The 16,235-nt window shown below is 67.6% G+C and carries 13 protein-coding genes; 11 read left to right on the top strand and 2 right to left on the bottom strand.

The annotated features are described in order from the left end of the window. The first annotated feature begins 83 nt into the window (after window positions 1–83). Both BWR19_02445 and BWR19_02440 read left to right on the top strand, forming a co-directional pair. Window positions 84–2,612 (top strand): penicillin-binding protein, encoded by a 2,529-nt coding sequence (locus tag BWR19_02445; GenBank protein ID APX91897.1) that lies wholly within the window; start codon window positions 84–86, stop codon window positions 2,610–2,612. 115 nt (window positions 2,613–2,727) lie between these two features. Continuing rightward, window positions 2,728–3,480, top strand: coding sequence for a hypothetical protein (locus tag BWR19_02440; GenBank protein APX91896.1), 753 nt, complete (start codon window positions 2,728–2,730; stop codon window positions 3,478–3,480). 62 nt (window positions 3,481–3,542) lie between these two features. Here BWR19_02440 and BWR19_02435 read toward each other — a convergent pair whose 3' ends face one another. Both BWR19_02435 and BWR19_02430 read right to left on the bottom strand, forming a co-directional pair. Beyond that, a complete protein-coding gene (locus tag BWR19_02435; GenBank protein APX91895.1) occupies window positions 3,543–4,814 on the bottom strand; it encodes a malate dehydrogenase in 1,272 nt (423 codons plus the stop codon). Window positions 4,815–5,068: 254 nt separating this feature from the next. Then, the gene (locus tag BWR19_02430) at window positions 5,069–5,284 is read right to left on the bottom strand and encodes a 50S ribosomal protein L31 (GenBank protein APX91894.1); all 216 of its coding nucleotides are present in this window, start codon (window positions 5,282–5,284) and stop codon (window positions 5,069–5,071) included. Between the two features lie 178 nt (window positions 5,285–5,462). On the opposite strand from BWR19_02430, the gene BWR19_02425 reads away from it, so the two are divergent. The 9 genes from BWR19_02425 to BWR19_02385 all read left to right on the top strand — a co-directional run bounded on the left by BWR19_02425 (window position 5,463) and on the right by BWR19_02385 (window position 16,226). Then, on the top strand, window positions 5,463–7,718 hold the full coding sequence (locus BWR19_02425) for a primosomal protein N' (protein ID APX91893.1): 2,256 nt from the start codon (window positions 5,463–5,465) through the stop codon (window positions 7,716–7,718). Window positions 7,719–7,970: 252 nt separating this feature from the next. Next, window positions 7,971–9,656 carry an arginine--tRNA ligase gene (locus BWR19_02420; protein APX91892.1) on the top strand — a complete coding sequence of 562 codons (1,686 nt, stop codon included), beginning with the start codon at window positions 7,971–7,973 and terminating at the stop codon, window positions 9,654–9,656. Further along, a complete protein-coding gene (locus tag BWR19_02415; GenBank protein ID APX91891.1) occupies window positions 9,656–10,366 on the top strand; it encodes a sporulation-like protein in 711 nt (236 codons plus the stop codon). Before BWR19_02420 ends, BWR19_02415 begins: the two co-directional genes overlap by 1 nt. 91 nt (window positions 10,367–10,457) lie before the next feature. Further along, a complete protein-coding gene (locus tag BWR19_02410; GenBank protein APX91890.1) occupies window positions 10,458–10,976 on the top strand; it encodes an HslU--HslV peptidase proteolytic subunit in 519 nt (172 codons plus the stop codon). A 10-nt stretch (window positions 10,977–10,986) separates the two neighbouring features. After that, window positions 10,987–12,306, top strand: a complete 1,320-nt coding sequence (locus tag BWR19_02405; GenBank protein ID APX91889.1) for an HslU--HslV peptidase ATPase subunit — start codon at window positions 10,987–10,989, stop codon at window positions 12,304–12,306. A gap of 267 nt (window positions 12,307–12,573) precedes the next feature. Further along, the gene (locus BWR19_02400; GenBank protein ID APX91888.1) at window positions 12,574–12,957 is read left to right on the top strand and encodes a 1-(5-phosphoribosyl)-5-((5-phosphoribosylamino)methylideneamino)imidazole-4-carboxamide isomerase; all 384 of its coding nucleotides are present in this window, start codon (window positions 12,574–12,576) and stop codon (window positions 12,955–12,957) included. Window positions 12,958–13,240: 283 nt separating this feature from the next. Further along, the gene (locus BWR19_02395) at window positions 13,241–13,987 is read left to right on the top strand and encodes a bifunctional demethylmenaquinone methyltransferase/2-methoxy-6-polyprenyl-1,4-benzoquinol methylase (protein ID APX91887.1); all 747 of its coding nucleotides are present in this window, start codon (window positions 13,241–13,243) and stop codon (window positions 13,985–13,987) included. Beyond that, window positions 13,987–14,613, top strand: a complete 627-nt coding sequence (locus tag BWR19_02390) for a hypothetical protein (GenBank protein APX91886.1) — start codon at window positions 13,987–13,989, stop codon at window positions 14,611–14,613. Before BWR19_02395 ends, BWR19_02390 begins: the two co-directional genes overlap by 1 nt. Further along, window positions 14,610–16,226, top strand: a complete 1,617-nt coding sequence (locus BWR19_02385) for a ubiquinone biosynthesis regulatory protein kinase UbiB (protein ID APX91885.1) — start codon at window positions 14,610–14,612, stop codon at window positions 16,224–16,226. Before BWR19_02390 ends, BWR19_02385 begins: the two co-directional genes overlap by 4 nt. Window positions 16,227–16,235: the final 9 nt, after the last annotated feature.

Below are 16,235 nucleotides of genomic sequence, written 5' to 3'. Positions count from 1 at the left end.
ACTAGGCTACCTATAATATATCGTTGGCTTCTGCGTTTTTCTTCAACGCCTCTCTCTCCACGCACCATGGGTACCGCCTGTTCATGAAGTTGCTCAAGACCTCTGTTATCTCGCTGCTCTGGCTTATCCTTTCGCTGGGCACCGCCAGTGTACTGGCCGTGGTCGGCGCAGCGCTGTACTTCGCCCCGGGCCTGCCCGACGTGCGCCAGCTTCAGGACTTCGAGCTGCACACCCCGCTGCGCATCTTCAGCCGTGACGGCAAGCTGATTGGCGAGTTCGGCGAAGAGCGGCGCATGGCCATCGACTTCGACGAAGTGCCAGAGGACCTGGTACAGGCGCTGCTCGCCGCCGAGGACGCCAACTACTTCGACCACCCCGGGGTCGACCCGCGCGGTCTGGCGCGCGCCGCCTATGAGCTGGTTTCCAGCGGCGGCACCATCCAGACCGGTGGCTCCACCATCACCATGCAGGTGGCGCGCAACTACCTGCTGACCCTGGACCGCACCTTTACCCGCAAGATTCGCGAGATCCTGCTGGCCCTGCAGATGGAGCAGGTGCTGAGCAAGGAGGAGATCTTCGAGCTCTACATCAACAAGATCTTCCTCGGCAACCGCGCCTACGGCGTCGCCGCCGCCGCCGAAACCTACTACCAGAAGCCGCTCTCGGAGCTGACCCTGGCCCAGAAGGCGATGATCGCCGGCCTGCCCAAGGCGCCCTCATCGTTCAACCCGCTGGCCAACCCGGAGCGTTCACTGATTCGCCGTAACTGGATCCTGTATCGCATGCGTGACCTGGGCTATATCGACCAGGCCGCCTATGAAGAAGCCGTACAGGCGCCGATTACCGCGCAGCGCTTTACCGCCCAGGTCGAGGTCGATGCGCCCTACGTCGCCGAGATGGCTCGCCAGTTCGCCATCGAACGCTACGGCGACGAGGCCTACACCGGCGGCTATCGTATCCATACCACCCTCGACAGCGAGCTGCAGCCTTTCGCCCGCGACGCCCTGACCCGCGGCCTGATCGACTACGACACCCGCCACGGCTGGCGCGGCGCCGAGGAGAGCGGTATTCCGTCGAGCCTGGTCGAGGCCCAGGAGCGCACCGAGCGCAGCGGCCTGGAAGAGGAGCTCGGCGAATCCCCCGAGGTCATGGAGACCGCGCGCCAGGCCGCCGAGAGCAGTCAGAGCCAGGTCGAAGGCATCGACGGCGACGTCAGCAACTGGCTGCGGGTGCTCGAGCGCACCCCCGGCTTTGGCCCGCTGCAGGCGGCCATCGTGGTCGAAAGCGAAGGCCGCGAGATGACCGTCCTCGATCGGCGCGGCGAGCTGGTGACCCTCGAGTGGGACGGCCTGAGCTGGGCGCGCGAGTACCGCAGCGCCTTCGCCCGCGGCCCCGAGCCGAGCTCGGCGGCACAGATTGCCAGCCGCGGCGACCTGGTACGCATCCTCGAGCGCAACGACGGCAGCTTCCGGCTCTCCCAGCGCCCCGACGCCGAAGGCTCGATCGTGGTGCTGGAGCCGGATACCGGGGCGATCCTGGCCCTGCAGGGCGGCTTCAGCTTCAATGCCAGCAAGTTCAACCGCGCCACCCAGGCGCAGCGCCAGTCAGGCTCGATCTTCAAGCCATTCGTGTTCCTTGCCGCACTCCAGGACGGCGACATGAACGCTGCCACCGTGGTCAACGATGCCCCGGTGGTGATGCAGGATGGCAGTAACGACCTGTGGCGTCCGGTCAATGCCGGTGGCAACTTCCTCGGTCCTACCCGCCTGCGGGTGGCGCTGGCCCAGTCGCGCAACCTGGTCACGGTGCGCGTGCTGCAGAGCCTGGGCATCGAGAACGCCATCGAGTTTCTCGAAGGTTTCGGTTTCGCCGAAAGCCGCCTGCCGCGCGGCCTGTCGTTGGCACTGGGCAGCGCCTCGCTGACCCCGCTGGAGATGACCAACGCCTATGCGGTACTCGCCAACGGCGGTTTCCAGGTCTCCCCCTGGTTCGTCGAACGCGTGACTCGCGGCAACGACGACAACGTGATCGACGAAGCCGTGCCGCGGGTCGCCTGCCGCGAGTGCGACAACGGCGCCACCGAGGTACGGATCGGCGATCGCGTCTATCCGCTCGCCGAGCGCGTCGCCGACCCCACCTCCGTCTACATCCTGCGCGACATGCTGCGCGACGTGATCGACAGCGGCACCGGGCGCGCCGCCCTCGAACTCGGCCGCCAGGACATCGTCGGCAAGACCGGCACCACCAACGAACAGCGCGACGCCTGGTTCGCCGGCTACAACGACGATATCGTCGCCACCGTGTGGATCGGCAAGGACAATAACGAGACCACCGGCGAGTATGGCGGCCGCGCTGCCCTGCCGGTATGGATCGACTTCATGGGCAATGCCCTCAACGGTCGCCCCGAAGCGATGCCAGAGGCGCCAGCCAATATCGTCCGCGCTCGGGTCGATGCCGATACCGGCCGGCTCCTCCACGACGACCAATCCGGCGGTATCAGCGAACTGTTCCACAGCGATCACCTGCCGGAGTATCAGCCGCGCAGCGTGGGACGCGAGATCGAGGACAGCAGCGGTTCGCAGGGTACCGGCTCCTACGAGGCTATCTTCTAGCAGCTTGCCGACTCGCCGCGGGGCGGCAGGACGCCACCCCGCGGCATTTCATGAATTGGCACCCGGTGCCTGCCCTAGGTAGGCTGACACCCATGCAGCGACAGGGAGTTACAGCATGAGACGTCAATGGCTTGGCCTATGCGGCGCAGCGGCCCTTGCGCTGGCGCTACCTCTCAGCGCCTTGGCGAGCCCCTTCTACGCCCCACCACCGCCTGACGAAGAGGCCGACCGCTTCAGCGGCGACCTCGAACTCGGCTTTACCCAGCTCTCCGGCAATACCGACAGCCGCACCCTGCTCGGCAAGGGGCGCCTGACCTGGCTGACCGGCAACTGGACACACAGCTTGCGTGGCGAGGTCCGCAACGTGGCCCGCGACGACACCACCAGCGCCGAGCAGTACCTCGGCGCCTGGCGCGAGCGCTACGACTTCGACGGCGACCACTACCTGTTTGGCTTCGCACGCTGGGAAAAGGACCGCTTCAGCGGCTACGACCAGCAGGTCACGGCGATTGCCGGCTATGGCCGCCAGATTCTCGACTCCGACACCCACCGCCTGTCGCTGGAAGCCGGCCCCGGCTATCGTTTCGACGACGTGCGCGACGAAGAGAGCGAAGGACTCAGCGTCGGCTACGGGGCACTGGCCTACGACTGGGAGATCACCGACACCGCCGCTTTCTCCCAGGAGCTGTCGCTGGAAGCGACCCGCGACAATACCACCTCACGCTCCTACTCGGCGCTGACCGCGCGCATCAATGCGCGCATGGCGCTGCGGCTCTCCCACGAGATCCGCCGCAACTCACAGCCCCCCGAGACCGCCACCGCACGCAGCGACATGACCACCAGCGCCTCGCTGGTCTATAGCTGGTAGGCATCTACGAAAATGCCGGCCCCATGGGGCCGGCATCGTATGCTGCGGGTCAGCGTCCTGACTCAGCCGCCGTAGACCTCATCGACGCTGTTCAGCGGATAGTGCGACGGGAACGGCTTGCGCGCCACGCCAGAGTCGACCGCCGCCTGGGCCACCGCCGCCGAGACACGGTCGAGCAGGCGCGCATCGAGGGGCGTGGGCAGGATGTAGCCACGACCGAACTCGAGGGCGTCGAGCTCGTAGGCATCCAGCACGTACTGGGGCACCGGCTCGCGGGCGAGGTCCTTTAGGGCGTGAACCGCCGCCACCTTCATCTCCTCGTTGATCGCCGTGGCGCGCACGTCCAGTGCGCCGCGGAAGATGAACGGGAAGCCCAACACGTTGTTGACCTGGTTGGGATAGTCGGAGCGGCCGGTGGCCATGATCACATCGTCGCGTGCGGCATTGGCGACATCGGGATGGATCTCAGGGTCCGGGTTGGAGCAGGCGAACACCACCGGGTTGGCGGCCATCGTCTTGAGCTGCTCGGCAGACAGCAGGTTGGGGCCCGACAGGCCGAGGAACACATCGGCACCGTCGATGGCATCGTCCAGGGTGCGCTTGTCGGTCTCGGTGGCGAACATCGCCTTGTACTGGTTGAGATCGTCGCGACCGCTGTGAATCACGCCCTTGCGATCGAGCATGAACAGGTTCTCGGCCTTGGCACCGCAGGCCACCAGCAGCTTCATGCAGGCGATGGCGGCAGCACCGGCACCGAGGCACACGATACGCGCCTCCTCGAGGGACTTGCCGGCGATATCCAGGGCGTTGAGCATGCCCGCCGCGGTGACGATGGCGGTGCCGTGCTGATCATCGTGGAACACCGGGATATTGCAGCGCTCGACCAGCGCACGCTCGATCTCGAAACACTCCGGCGCCTTGATATCCTCGAGGTTGATGCCGCCCCAGGTGATGGCAACGCGCGCCACGGTGTCGATGAAGGCCTGCGGGCTCTCGGCGTCGATCTCGAGGTCCACCGAGTTGATGCCGGCGAAGCGCTTGAACAGCACCCCCTTGCCTTCCATCACCGGCTTGCTCGCCAGCGGACCGAGGTTACCCAGGCCGAGGATCGCCGAGCCGTCGGAGATCACCGCCACCAGGTTGCCCTTGCCGGTGTAGAGGTAGGCGTTCTCGACATCCTTGGCGATTTCGCGGCACGGCTCGGCCACGCCCGGACTGTAGGCCAGCGCCAGATCCTTGGCCGAGGCGGTCGGCTTGGTGAGCTCGACGGAGAGCTTCCCGGGAATGGGATTGGCGTGATAGTCAAGCGCGGCTTGCTTCTTGGCGTCTGTCATATGCGTAGTTGTCCAGTCGTCTTCAACGAGAGAGTCGAATCAGAATATAGAAAAACGCTCAGCCCCACAACTTGCGCCAAGTTGCTGTCATTCAAGGAATTTAATCGAATGTTTGAAGGCATTTCCAGATATTTAGTGCAACTTATGGCTAAGTCTTCAGGCATAACGCCGAGCTTATCGCAGCGCAGCCAGCCGAGCGCCCACAAAAAAACCCGCCGTGCGGCGGGTTTTTTTGCAGTCCAGCAGCGCGCCTATCAGCCGCGCTTGACGGCGGCACCGAAGCGCTTGTTGAAACGCTCGACGCGGCCACCGGTGGTCGCCTGCTTCTGCTTGCCGGTGTAGAACGGATGGCACTGCGAGCAGACATCCAGATTGAAGTCCTGGCCAGAGGTCGAACCGACCTCGAAGGCAGCGCCGCAGCTGCAGGTCGCGCTGACCTTCTTGTAATCGGGGTGGATACCTTGTTTCATCTTGAAGCCTCATGATGCTGTATGCCGCCACCTGATCGCCTGCCAGGCACCGCATACGGTTGTCATACAGTTGTCATGCCTTATCAGCGCAACGACAGACCGGGTGGTTTCGAAGCCACGAGGTCACGCCCCGAGCCCGAAGGGCACGCATCTTAGCAGAACCAGCCGCGGAGGCCAATTGCCCGCCACCCCTTTTAGCCCCACCGACGCATCGCGCAATTCATCCGTTCTGGCGGTCGCCGTGCCCACGCCGCTGCGCAGGCTGTTCGACTACCGTCCTGGCGCCAGCGCCCCGCCCGACGGCTGGCAGCCGGGGCTGCGAGTGCAGGTGCCGTTCGGCCGTCGCGAGGTGGTCGGGATCGTCGTCGAGTGCCGCGCCCACAGCGACTTCCCGCTTGGCGATCTCAAGCCTGTCAGCGCCTGGCTAGACAGTGCGCCGCTGCCCGACGACTGGCTGTGGCTGTGCCGTTTCACGGCGCGATACTATCAGCACTCGCTGGGCGACACCCTGCACCAGTCGCTGCCGGTGCTGCTGCGCCAGGGGCGCCCGCTGGAAGCGCGCACCCGTGAACGCTGGCAGCTCAGCGAACGCGGCCACGCCACCCCGCCGGAGGCACTGGGCCGCGCGCGTCGCCAGGCCGAGCTGCTGACACTGCTCAAACAGCACCCCCGCGGCATGGCGGTCGGCACTATCACGGCCCAGGGCTTCAGCCGCGCCCAGCTCGACGGCCTGCAGGACAAGGGCCTCGCCGAGGCCAGCAGCGAGCCGCTGATCGCCGCGCCGCCCCCGGCCGCCAACCAGCTGCTGGCCGAGCCCAGCCTGCCGCTCAAGCGCGAGCAGGCCGAGGCGCTGGCGGCCATGCATGAAGGGCTCGACCGCTTCCACCCCTGCCTGCTGCACGGCGTCACCGGCAGCGGCAAGACCGAGGTCTACCTGCAATTGATCGAGGCGGTGGTGGCACGCGGCCGCCAGGCGCTGGTGCTGGTGCCCGAGATCGGCCTCACCCCGCAGACCCTGCAGCGCTTCCGCAAGCGCTTCCGGGTGCCGGTGGTGGCGCTGCACTCGGGACTCTCCGACGGCGAGCGCCTGGATGCCTGGCTGGCCGCCGCCAGCGGCCGCGCGCCGATCGTGATCGGCACCCGCTCGGCGGTCTTCACGCCGCTGGCGAGTCCCGGGGCGATCATCGTCGACGAAGAGCACGACGGCTCGCTCAAGCAGCAGGACGGGCTGCGCTACCACGCCCGCGACCTGGCCGTGGCCCGCGCCCACCGCGACGGTATTCCGCTGGTGCTGGGCAGCGCCACGCCGTCGCTGGAGACGCTGGCCAAGGCCAGCAGCGGCCACTACCGCCACCTGCGCCTGATGCACCGCGCCAGCCGCCACGCCCCGCCGCGCATGGAGCTCGTCGACCTGCGCGGCCGCCCGCGCCGTGGCGGCCTGGTGGCGCCGGTGATCGAGGCCATCCGCACCACCCTGGCCGCCGGCCATCAGGTACTGGTGTTCATCAACCGCCGCGGCTTCGCCCCAACCCTGGCCTGCCACGCCTGCGGCTGGATGGCCGAATGCCACCACTGCGACGCACGCCTGACGCTGCATCGCCAGCCCCACCAGTTGGCCTGCCACCACTGCGACCACAAGCAGGCGCTGCCCGACGCCTGCCCCGACTGCGGCAGCGCCGACCTGAGACCCCTCGGCGCCGGCACCGAACGCACCGAGGAGACCCTCGCCGAGCTGTTCCCCGAGGTGCCGGTGCACCGCATCGACCGCGACAGCACGCGGCGCAAGGACGCCCTCGAGCACATGCTCGGCGAGGTCAAGCGCGGCGAGCCGTGTCTGCTGGTGGGCACCCAGATGCTGGCCAAGGGCCACCACCTGCCGCATGTCACCCTGGTGGTGGTGGTCAACGCCGACGCCGGCCTCTACGCCAGCGACTTCCGCGCCCTGGAGCAGAACGCCCAGCTGCTGGTGCAGGTGGCCGGCCGCGCCGGGCGTGCCGAGCACCCCGGCCGGGTACTGGTGCAGACCCTGCACAGCGACGACCCGCACCTGCGGCTGCTGGCCGAGACCGGCTACGATGCGCTGGCCGAGCAGCTGCTCGCCGAGCGCCGCGTCGCCGGTCTGCCGCCCTACCGCTTCATGGCGCTGGCGCGCTTCGAGAGCCCCCGCGAGGCCGACGCCACCGCGCTGGCTGCCGGCGCCGGCCAAGCCCTGCGCGAGTGGCTCGCCGGCAGCCTGGAGGTGCACTGCCTGGGGCCGGTACCGGCGCCCATGGAGCGCCGCCAGAACCGCTACCACGTCCAACTGATGCTGAGCGGCGCACAGCGCAGCAAGCTCCACGAAGCCAGCGCCTGGCTGGTGGCGTGGCTGGAGGCGAGCCGCGACGCGCGCCGGGTCAGATGGTCGCTGGATATCGATCCGCAGACGCTGAGCTGAGGTTGACGCAAGCGGCGCCAGGCGGGTGCATGAGCGAAACTTCTTTTTCATGGATGAAAAAGAGAGCGCCCAGGGAGGGGTTTACAGCGGTTTCGCGATGCACTCGCCTGGAACAGCCGCGCGACGTTGCCAATCAGCGCTAGTACCTGCTTTACCCCACAGGGTTTAAAGCAGCCCCGCAATTGCCGATAATGGGCGGCCAAGCCGTTTCGGCCGTTGCCACGCCACGCGCCACAGGACATCAGAGCACTCATGAAAGAGACCATCATCGCGCTGCTCGACGAGGCACTCGCCGCCCTCAAGCAGCAGGGCGTGCTGCCCGCCGACGTCGCGCCGACCATCAAGGTCGACCCCACCAAGGACAAGGCCCACGGCGACTACGCCACCAACCTGGCGCTAATGCTGGCCAAGCCCGCCGGCAAGAAGCCCCGCGACCTGGCCGAAGCCCTGGTTGCCGCCCTGCCCGAGTCACCTGCCGTGAGCAGCACCGAGATCGCCGGACCCGGCTTCATCAACTTCTTCGCTGCCACCGACGCCGTGGCCCAAGTGGTGCAGCAGGTGCTCGACGCCGGCGACACCTTTGGCCGCAGCCTGATCGGCAAGGGCCAGAAGGTGCAGGTCGAGTTCGTCTCCGCCAATCCCACCGGGCCGCTGCACGTCGGCCACGGCCGCGGCGCGGCGATCGGCGACTCGATCTGCCGGCTGCTCGAGGCCACCGGCTTCGACGTCACCCGCGAGTTCTACTACAACGACGCCGGCGCCCAGATCAGCAACCTGGCGCTCTCGGTGCAGGCCCGCGCCAAGGGCCTCGGCCCCGACGACCCCCACTGGCCGGAAGATGGCTACCGCGGCGGCTATATCGAGGACGTCGCCGCAAGCTACCTGGCCGGGGAGACGATCCACGCCGACGACCGCCACGTCACCGCCAAGGCCGATGCCGACGACCTCGACGCCATCCGCGAGTTCGCCGTGGCCTACCTGCGCCGCGAGCAGGACCTCGATCTCAAGGCCTTCGGCGTCGCCTTCGACGTCTACTTCCTCGAGTCCTCGCTGTACGACGACGGCAAGGTCGAAGCCACCGTGGCCAAGCTGATCGAGGGTGGCCACACCTACGAAGAGGACGGCGCCCTGTGGCTGCGCACCACCGACTTCGGTGACGACAAGGACCGCGTGATGCGCAAGCGCGACGGCGGCTACACCTACTTCCTGCCCGACGTCGCCTACCACCTCGACAAGTGGCAGCGCGGCTTCAAGCAGGTGATCAACGAGCAGGGCGCCGACCACCACTCCACGGTGACCCGCGTGCGCGCCGGCCTGCAGGCGCTGGAAACCGGCATCCCCCAGGGCTGGCCCGACTACGTGCTGCACCAGATGGTGCTGGTCACCCGCTCCGGCGTCGAGGTCAAGCTCTCCAAGCGCGCCGGCAGCTACGTCACCCTGCGCGACCTGATCGACGAGGTCGGCCGCGACGCCACCCGCTACTTCCTGGCCGCGCGCCGCGCCGACTCACAGCTGACCTTCGACATCGACCTGGCTCGCTCGCAGTCCAACGACAACCCGGTCTACTACGTGCAGTACGCCCACGCCCGGGTGTGCAGCGTGCTGCGCCGCGCAGAGGCCGACGGCAAGCCCTTCGACCACGCCCTGGCCATGGCCAGCCTGGCCCAGCTCGACGCCGACCAGGAGAAGGCGCTGATGAATCGCCTGGCGCGCTTCCCGGAGGTCGTCGAGCACGCCGCCGGCAACCGTGAGCCGCAGCAGATCGCCCAGTACCTGCAGGACCTGGCCGCCGATTTCCACACCTGCTACAACGCAGTGAAGGTGATGGTCGACGACGATGCCCAGCGCAGCGCCCGCCTGGCGCTGGGGCTCGCCACCCGCCAGGTGATTCGCAACGGCCTCGACCTGCTGGGCGTCAGCGCCCCCGAGGAGATGTAATGGCCCGCCGCCCCGCGCCCAAGAAACGCGGCGCCGCGCCGCGCCGCCGTGCCCAGGCTCAGCGCCGCGGTGTGCCCGGCTGGCTATGGGGCGTGGCCGGCCTGGTGGCCGGCTTCTTCCTCGCCCAGTACGTGCAGGAGAGCGCGCCCACGCCGATGGCCACGGTGCTGCCCAAGCCGCCCTCGAGCAGCCCCGCCGAGGGCGAACCCGACGCCGCCGACGAGCCGCGCATGCCGACCTTCGAGTTCTACACCCTGCTGCCGGAATCCGAAGTGGTAGCGCCGCGCTCCGAGGTGGTGGTGCCGCCGCAGCCGCCCACCCCCAGCGAGGATACCGCCGCCAGCGAAGCACCCAGCGACGAGACGGTGGACCCGATTGCCGAGCAGATCGCTCGTACCACCGCCGCCGACGAGGCGGCCGCTGAGCAGGCGCCTGCCGAATCCCCCAGCGAACCGGCAACCGCCACCAACGACAGCCGCTATATGCTGCAGGCGGCGTCGTTCCGCGAGTCGGGCGATGCCGAGCAGCTCGCCGGCCGGCTGCGCAACTTCGGCCTCCAGGCGCAGATCAGCGAGGTGCAGTCGGGCGACAACGAGACCTGGCACCGCGTCCAGGTCGGCCCCTACGACGATACCCGCGAACTCAACCGCGCCCAGGACCTGATGCTCACCCAGGGCATCGAGCCGCTGATGATCCGCCTGCAGAACTGAGCCAGCGCGTGCGCCGGGCAACCCCGGCGGTTGATTTCAGCGTCTGCTGCCCGCATCTCCTGTTGCACGTCTTTTTGGGAGTAAGCACTACATGACCACGATCGTATCCGTGCGCCGCGACGGTAAGGTGGCACTGGCCGGCGATGGCCAGGTGTCACTCGGCAATACGGTGATGAAGGGCAATGCCAGCAAGGTGCGCCGGCTGTATCGCGGTCAGGTGCTGGCCGGCTTCGCCGGCGGCACCGCCGACGCCTTCACGCTATTCGAACGCTTCGAGTCGCAGTTGGAAAAGTATCAGGGCCACCTGGTCAAGGCCGCCGTGGAGCTGGCCAAGGACTGGCGCACCGACCGCGCGCTGCGCCGCCTGGAAGCGCTGCTGGCCGTCGCCAACAAGGACGCCTCGCTGATCATCACCGGCAACGGTGACGTGGTGGAGCCCGAGCGCGGCATCATCGCCATCGGCTCGGGCGGCAACTACGCCCTGGCCTCGGCCCGCGCACTGCTGGAGAACACCGAGCTGTCGGCCCGCGAGATCACCGAGAAATCCCTCGAGATCGCCGGCGACATCTGCGTGTTCACCAACCACAACGTTACGCTCGAAGAGCTCTGAGGGCCGCCCCATGACCCAGATGACACCCCGCGAAATCGTTCACGCCCTCGACCAGTTCATCATCGGCCAGCAGGATGCCAAGCGCGCCGTGGCCATCGCCCTGCGCAACCGCTGGCGGCGCATGCAGCTCGACGATTCGCTGCGCGGTGAAGTGACGCCCAAGAATATCCTGATGATCGGTCCCACCGGGGTCGGCAAGACCGAGATCGCCCGGCGCCTGGCCAAGCTCGCCAACGCCCCCTTCATCAAGGTCGAGGCCACCAAGTTCACCGAGGTCGGCTACGTCGGCCGCGACGTCGAGTCGATCATTCGCGACCTCACCGAGGCCTCGATCAAGCTGACCCGCGAGCAGGCCAAGGAAGAGGTGCGCCACAAGGCCGAGGACGCCGCCGAAGACCGCATCCTCGACGCCCTGCTGCCGCCGCCGCGCGGCCAGGAAGACGCGCCGCGCAGCGATAGCTCGACCCGCCAGCTGTTCCGCAAGAAGCTTCGCGAAGGCCAGCTCGACGACAAGGAGATCGACATCCAGGTCACGCCCCAGGGGCCGGGCATCGACATCATGACCCCGCCGGGCATGGAGGAGATGACCAACCAGCTGCAGAGCATGTTCGCCAACATGGGCAAGCAGAAGAGCGAGACCAAGCGCGTCGCGGTCAAGGACGCCTGGCAGCTGCTGCGCGACGAAGAAGCCGCCAAGCTGGTCAACGAGGAGGAGATCAAGCGCCGCGCCATCGAGGCGGTGGAGCAGAACGGCATCGTCTTCCTCGACGAGATCGACAAGGTCACCAAGGGCCAGCAGTCGAGCGGTGGCGAAGTCTCCCGCGAAGGCGTACAGCGCGACCTGCTGCCGCTGATCGAGGGCTCGACGGTGTCGACCAAGCACGGCATGGTCAAGTCCGACCATATCCTGTTCATCGCCTCCGGGGCCTTCCACCTCTCCAAGCCCTCGGACCTGATTCCCGAGCTGCAGGGGCGCCTGCCGATCCGGGTCGAGCTCGAAGCGCTGACGCCCGGCGACTTCCAGCGCATCCTCACCGAACCCTCTGCGGCGCTGACCAAGCAGTACGTGGCCCTGCTGGCCACCGACGGCCTGGAGATCAGCTTCACCGAGGACGGCATCCAGCGCATCGCCGAGATCGCCTGGCAGGTCAACGAAGGCACCGAGAACATCGGTGCACGGCGTCTGCACACGGTGATGGAGCGCCTGCTCGAGGAAGCCTCGTTCAAGGGCGGCGACCTGGGCAGCCCGCTGGTCATCGACGCCGACTACGTCAACTCGCAGCTCGGCGAGCTGGCCATGGATGAGGATCTGTCGCGGTATATTCTCTAACCTCAAAAGCAGCACCGAGCATCGAATTGGCAACATGCGGCGCGGCGCTGAGGACAGGTCGAAGCGGAGGTTCTATGCCATGGATGGCATAGGTAGCGCCCAGGGGGGGTCACAGCGCCTCCGCGTAGGCCTGTCCTCGGCTTAAGCCGCGCCTTCTCGATGCTAGGCCCTATGTCTCGAGCTGACGTAGCTGCTCGGCCCGCGGTACATAAGATACGGAAGCACCGACAGCGGCACCCCTAAGGCCTAAATCTTGGAGTCATCAATATGGATACCCCCATCCCCAGCAAGGTGCACTACCACCAGAAGGCCCGCGAACTGGAGCTCGAGTATCCCAACGGCCAGCGCTTCCTGCTCAGCGTCGAGTACCTGCGGGTCTTCTCGCCCTCCGCCGAGGTCCGCGGCCACGGCCCTGATACCGCCGTGCTGCAGGTCGGCAAGAAGGACGTCGGCCTGCAGAACATCACCCAGGCCGGCAACTACGCGCTCAAGCTGCACTTCGACGACGGCCACGACAGCGGCCTCTACAGCTGGGACTACCTCTACGCCATCGCCGTCGATCACGACACCAACTGGGCCGACTACCTGCGCCGCCTGGACGAGGCCGGCGCCTCCCGGGAACCCCAGACCATCCAGTTCAAGCAGCTTTGAGCCATTGGCGCCTGAGCCACCTCAGTTGCTGCTAGCGAGGGACGCCGGGGGCAGGTCGAAGAGGAGGTTTGCGCCATGGATGGCGCAAGGTAGCGCCCAGGGATGGGTTTACAGCGCCTCCTCGCAGGCCTGCCGCCGGATCAGTCCCGAGCGGCGAGGCTATCTCGAATAACCCTGCCTGCGACCCCACCGCGCAGGACAACACCCTGGCCGGGGCGCTACAATATCGCCATTTGCTGACGTGCCCGCACGTCGGCGCGACGAATCCAGCCAGGGGCCATCCATGGACAAGCGCACCACCCATTTCGGCTATCAGGAAGTCCCCCTCGAGGAGAAGGCCTCCCGCGTCGCCGACGTCTTCCACTCGGTGGCGGCCCGCTACGACGTCATGAACGACCTGATGTCGCTGGGCATCCACCGCGTATGGAAGCGCCTGACCATCGAGCGCGCCGGCGTACGCCCGGGCCATAGCGTGCTCGACATCGCCGGCGGCACCGGCGACCTGACCCTGAAGTTCTCGCGGCTGGTCGGCCCGCGTGGTCGCGTGGTGCTGGCGGATATCAACGAATCGATGCTGCGCGTGGGCCGCGACAAGCTGCTCGACCAGGGCGTCGGTGGCAACGTCGAGTACGTCCAGGCCAACGCCGAGTGCCTGCCGTTCCCCGACAACAGCTTCGACTGCATCACCATCGCTTTCGGCCTGCGCAACGTCACCGACAAGGATGCCGCGCTGCGCTCCATGGCCCGCGTCCTCAAGCCCGGCGGCCGGCTGCTGGTGCTGGAGTTCTCCAAGCCGCCCAGTGCGCTGCTGTCCAAGGTCTACGACGAATACTCCTTCCGTCTGCTGCCCAAGATGGGCGAGCTGGTCGCCAACGACGCCGACAGCTACCGCTACCTCGCCGAGTCGATCCGCATGCATCCGGACCAGGAGACGCTCAAGGCAATGATGGAAGCCGCCGGCCTCGAGCGGGTCGAGTACACCAACCTCACCGGCGGCATCGTCGCCCTGCACCGCGGCATCAAGCTGTGATGCTATTGGCCGGCCTCGAAGCGACCCTCAATGCGCTGCTGGCCCGCGACCCCGCGGCGCCGGCGCGCCTCGAGGCGCTGGCCGGCAAGCGGCTGGTGATCCACCTGGCCACGCCGCGACTCAGCCTGCTGCTGCAGGTGCATTCCCAGGGGCTGCACCTGCAGCGTGCCGACCACGACGATGCAGCCGATGCCGACGCGCGGGTCGAGCTCGACGCCGAGAGCCTCGGCGCCCTGCTGGGCGGGGAATCCATCGAGCGCCTGATGTTCAGCGGGCGACTCGCGGTGCACGGCAACCCGGCGTTGCTCGAGGCGCTGCGCGACCTAGTGCTCGACCTCGACGCCGACTGGGAGGGCGAACTGGCGCGCCTGCTCGGCGACCTGCCTGCCCATCAACTGGCCGAGGGCGGCCGCCGACTGGGGCGCTTCGGCGCGCGCAGCGTCCAGCAGCTGCGTGCCGATCTCAGTGAATACCTGTTCGAGGAGGCGCGCCTGTTCACCGGCCGCGGCCAGCAGGACGTGGCCCGCGACCTGCTCACCGACGTCGAGATGGCTAGCGACCGGCTCGAGGCGCGAGTGGCACGCCTCGAACGGCGACTGGCAGTGCACCGCGGAGGCTCGGCATGAGGCTGCTGCGCATCCTGTGGGTGATCACCCGCTATCGGCTGGATACGCTGATTCCGCTGGAGCGCCTGCCGTGGTGGCTGCGCCTGTGCTTCCAGCTCTCGCCGCTGCGGCTGGTGCCGATCGGCAACCGCTCTCCCGGTGAGCGGCTGCGCCTGGCGCTGGAAGCGCTGGGGCCGATCTTCGTCAAGTTCGGCCAGATGCTGTCGACCCGCCGCGACCTGCTGCCCCCCGACATCGCCGATGAGCTCAAGCGCCTCCAGGACCAGGTGCCGCCCTTCCCCGGCGACGAGGCCGTGGCACTGGTCGAGGAGGAGCTCGAGATGTCGCTGGCCGAGGCCTTCGCCAGCTTCGACACCACCCCGCTGGCCTCGGCCTCGATCGCCCAGGTCCACGCCGCCCGGCTGCACGGCGGCGAGGACGTAGTGGTCAAGATCATCCGTCCCGCCATCGACCGCGTGATGCGTCAGGACATGGCGCTGATGTACCGCGTGGCGCAGGTACTGGCGAGGGTGCCCGAGGCGCGACGGCTGCGCCCGGTGGAGGTAGTACGCGACTACGAGTCGACGCTGTTCGACGAGCTCGACCTGCACAAGGAAGCCGCCAATACCTCGCAGCTCAAGCGCAACTTCAAGGATTCGCCGATACTCTACGTGCCGGCCATCCACTGGTCGCTGACCCGCACCCGGGTGATGGTCCAGGAGCGCATCCACGGCGTGCCGGTGGCCGATCTCGCCGCGCTCAAGGCCCAGCAGACCGATCTCAAGAAACTCGCCGAGCGCGGCGTGGAGATCTTCTTCACTCAGGTGTTCCGCGACAACTTCTTCCACGCCGACATGCACCCCGGCAATATTTTCGTGACCCGCGGCAATCCCCAGGACCCGCAGTACATCGCCATCGACTGCGGTATCGTCGGCAGCCTGACCCGCGAGGACCAGGACTACCTGGCGCGCAACCTGCTGGCGTTCTTCCACCAGGACTACTACGAAGTCGCCGCCCTGCATATCGAGTCGGGCTGGGTCGCCGAAGACACCCGCGCCAACGAGTTCGCCGCGGCGATCCGCGCGGTGTGCGAGCCGATCCTCGAGAAACCGCTCAAGGACATCTCCTTCGGCCAGGTCCTGCTGGGGCTGTTCCAGACCGCGCGGCGCTTCAACATGGAGGTCCAGCCGCAGCTGGTGCTGCTGCAGAAGACCCTGCTCAATATCGAGGGCCTGGGGCGCCAGCTCTACCCCGACCTCGACCTGTGGAGCACCGCCAAACCCTACCTGGAGCGCTGGATGAAGGAGCGCGCCGGCCCCAGCGGGCTGTGGGAGTCGCTCAAGCGCCAGGCGCCGGAGCTGACCCGCCAACTGCCCGAGCTGCCGGTACTCGCCCACCAGGTGATGTCCCGGGCCCAACTCGAGCGCCAGCAGCGCCGTCGCCAGGCCGACTCCCTGGTCGGCATGCGACGCCAACTGGTGTCCAGCAGCCGCGGCGCGCGCCGGCTGCGACTCGGCGTGCTGCTGCTGGCCGCGGCCCTGGCCTGGCAGCCGCTGCTGGGATGGGCCATACAGCAACCCTGGCCGGTGGTGGCCGTGGCGGCCCTGGGCGTGCTGCTGCTCGCCTGGCATTGACCCCCACTC

Source organism: Halomonas sp. 1513 (assembly GCA_001971685.1).
Classification (GTDB): Bacteria; Pseudomonadota; Gammaproteobacteria; order Pseudomonadales; family Halomonadaceae; genus Franzmannia.
The sequence above is the reverse complement of the archived record's forward strand: the minus strand, read 5'-3'. Positions and strand labels throughout refer to the sequence as shown.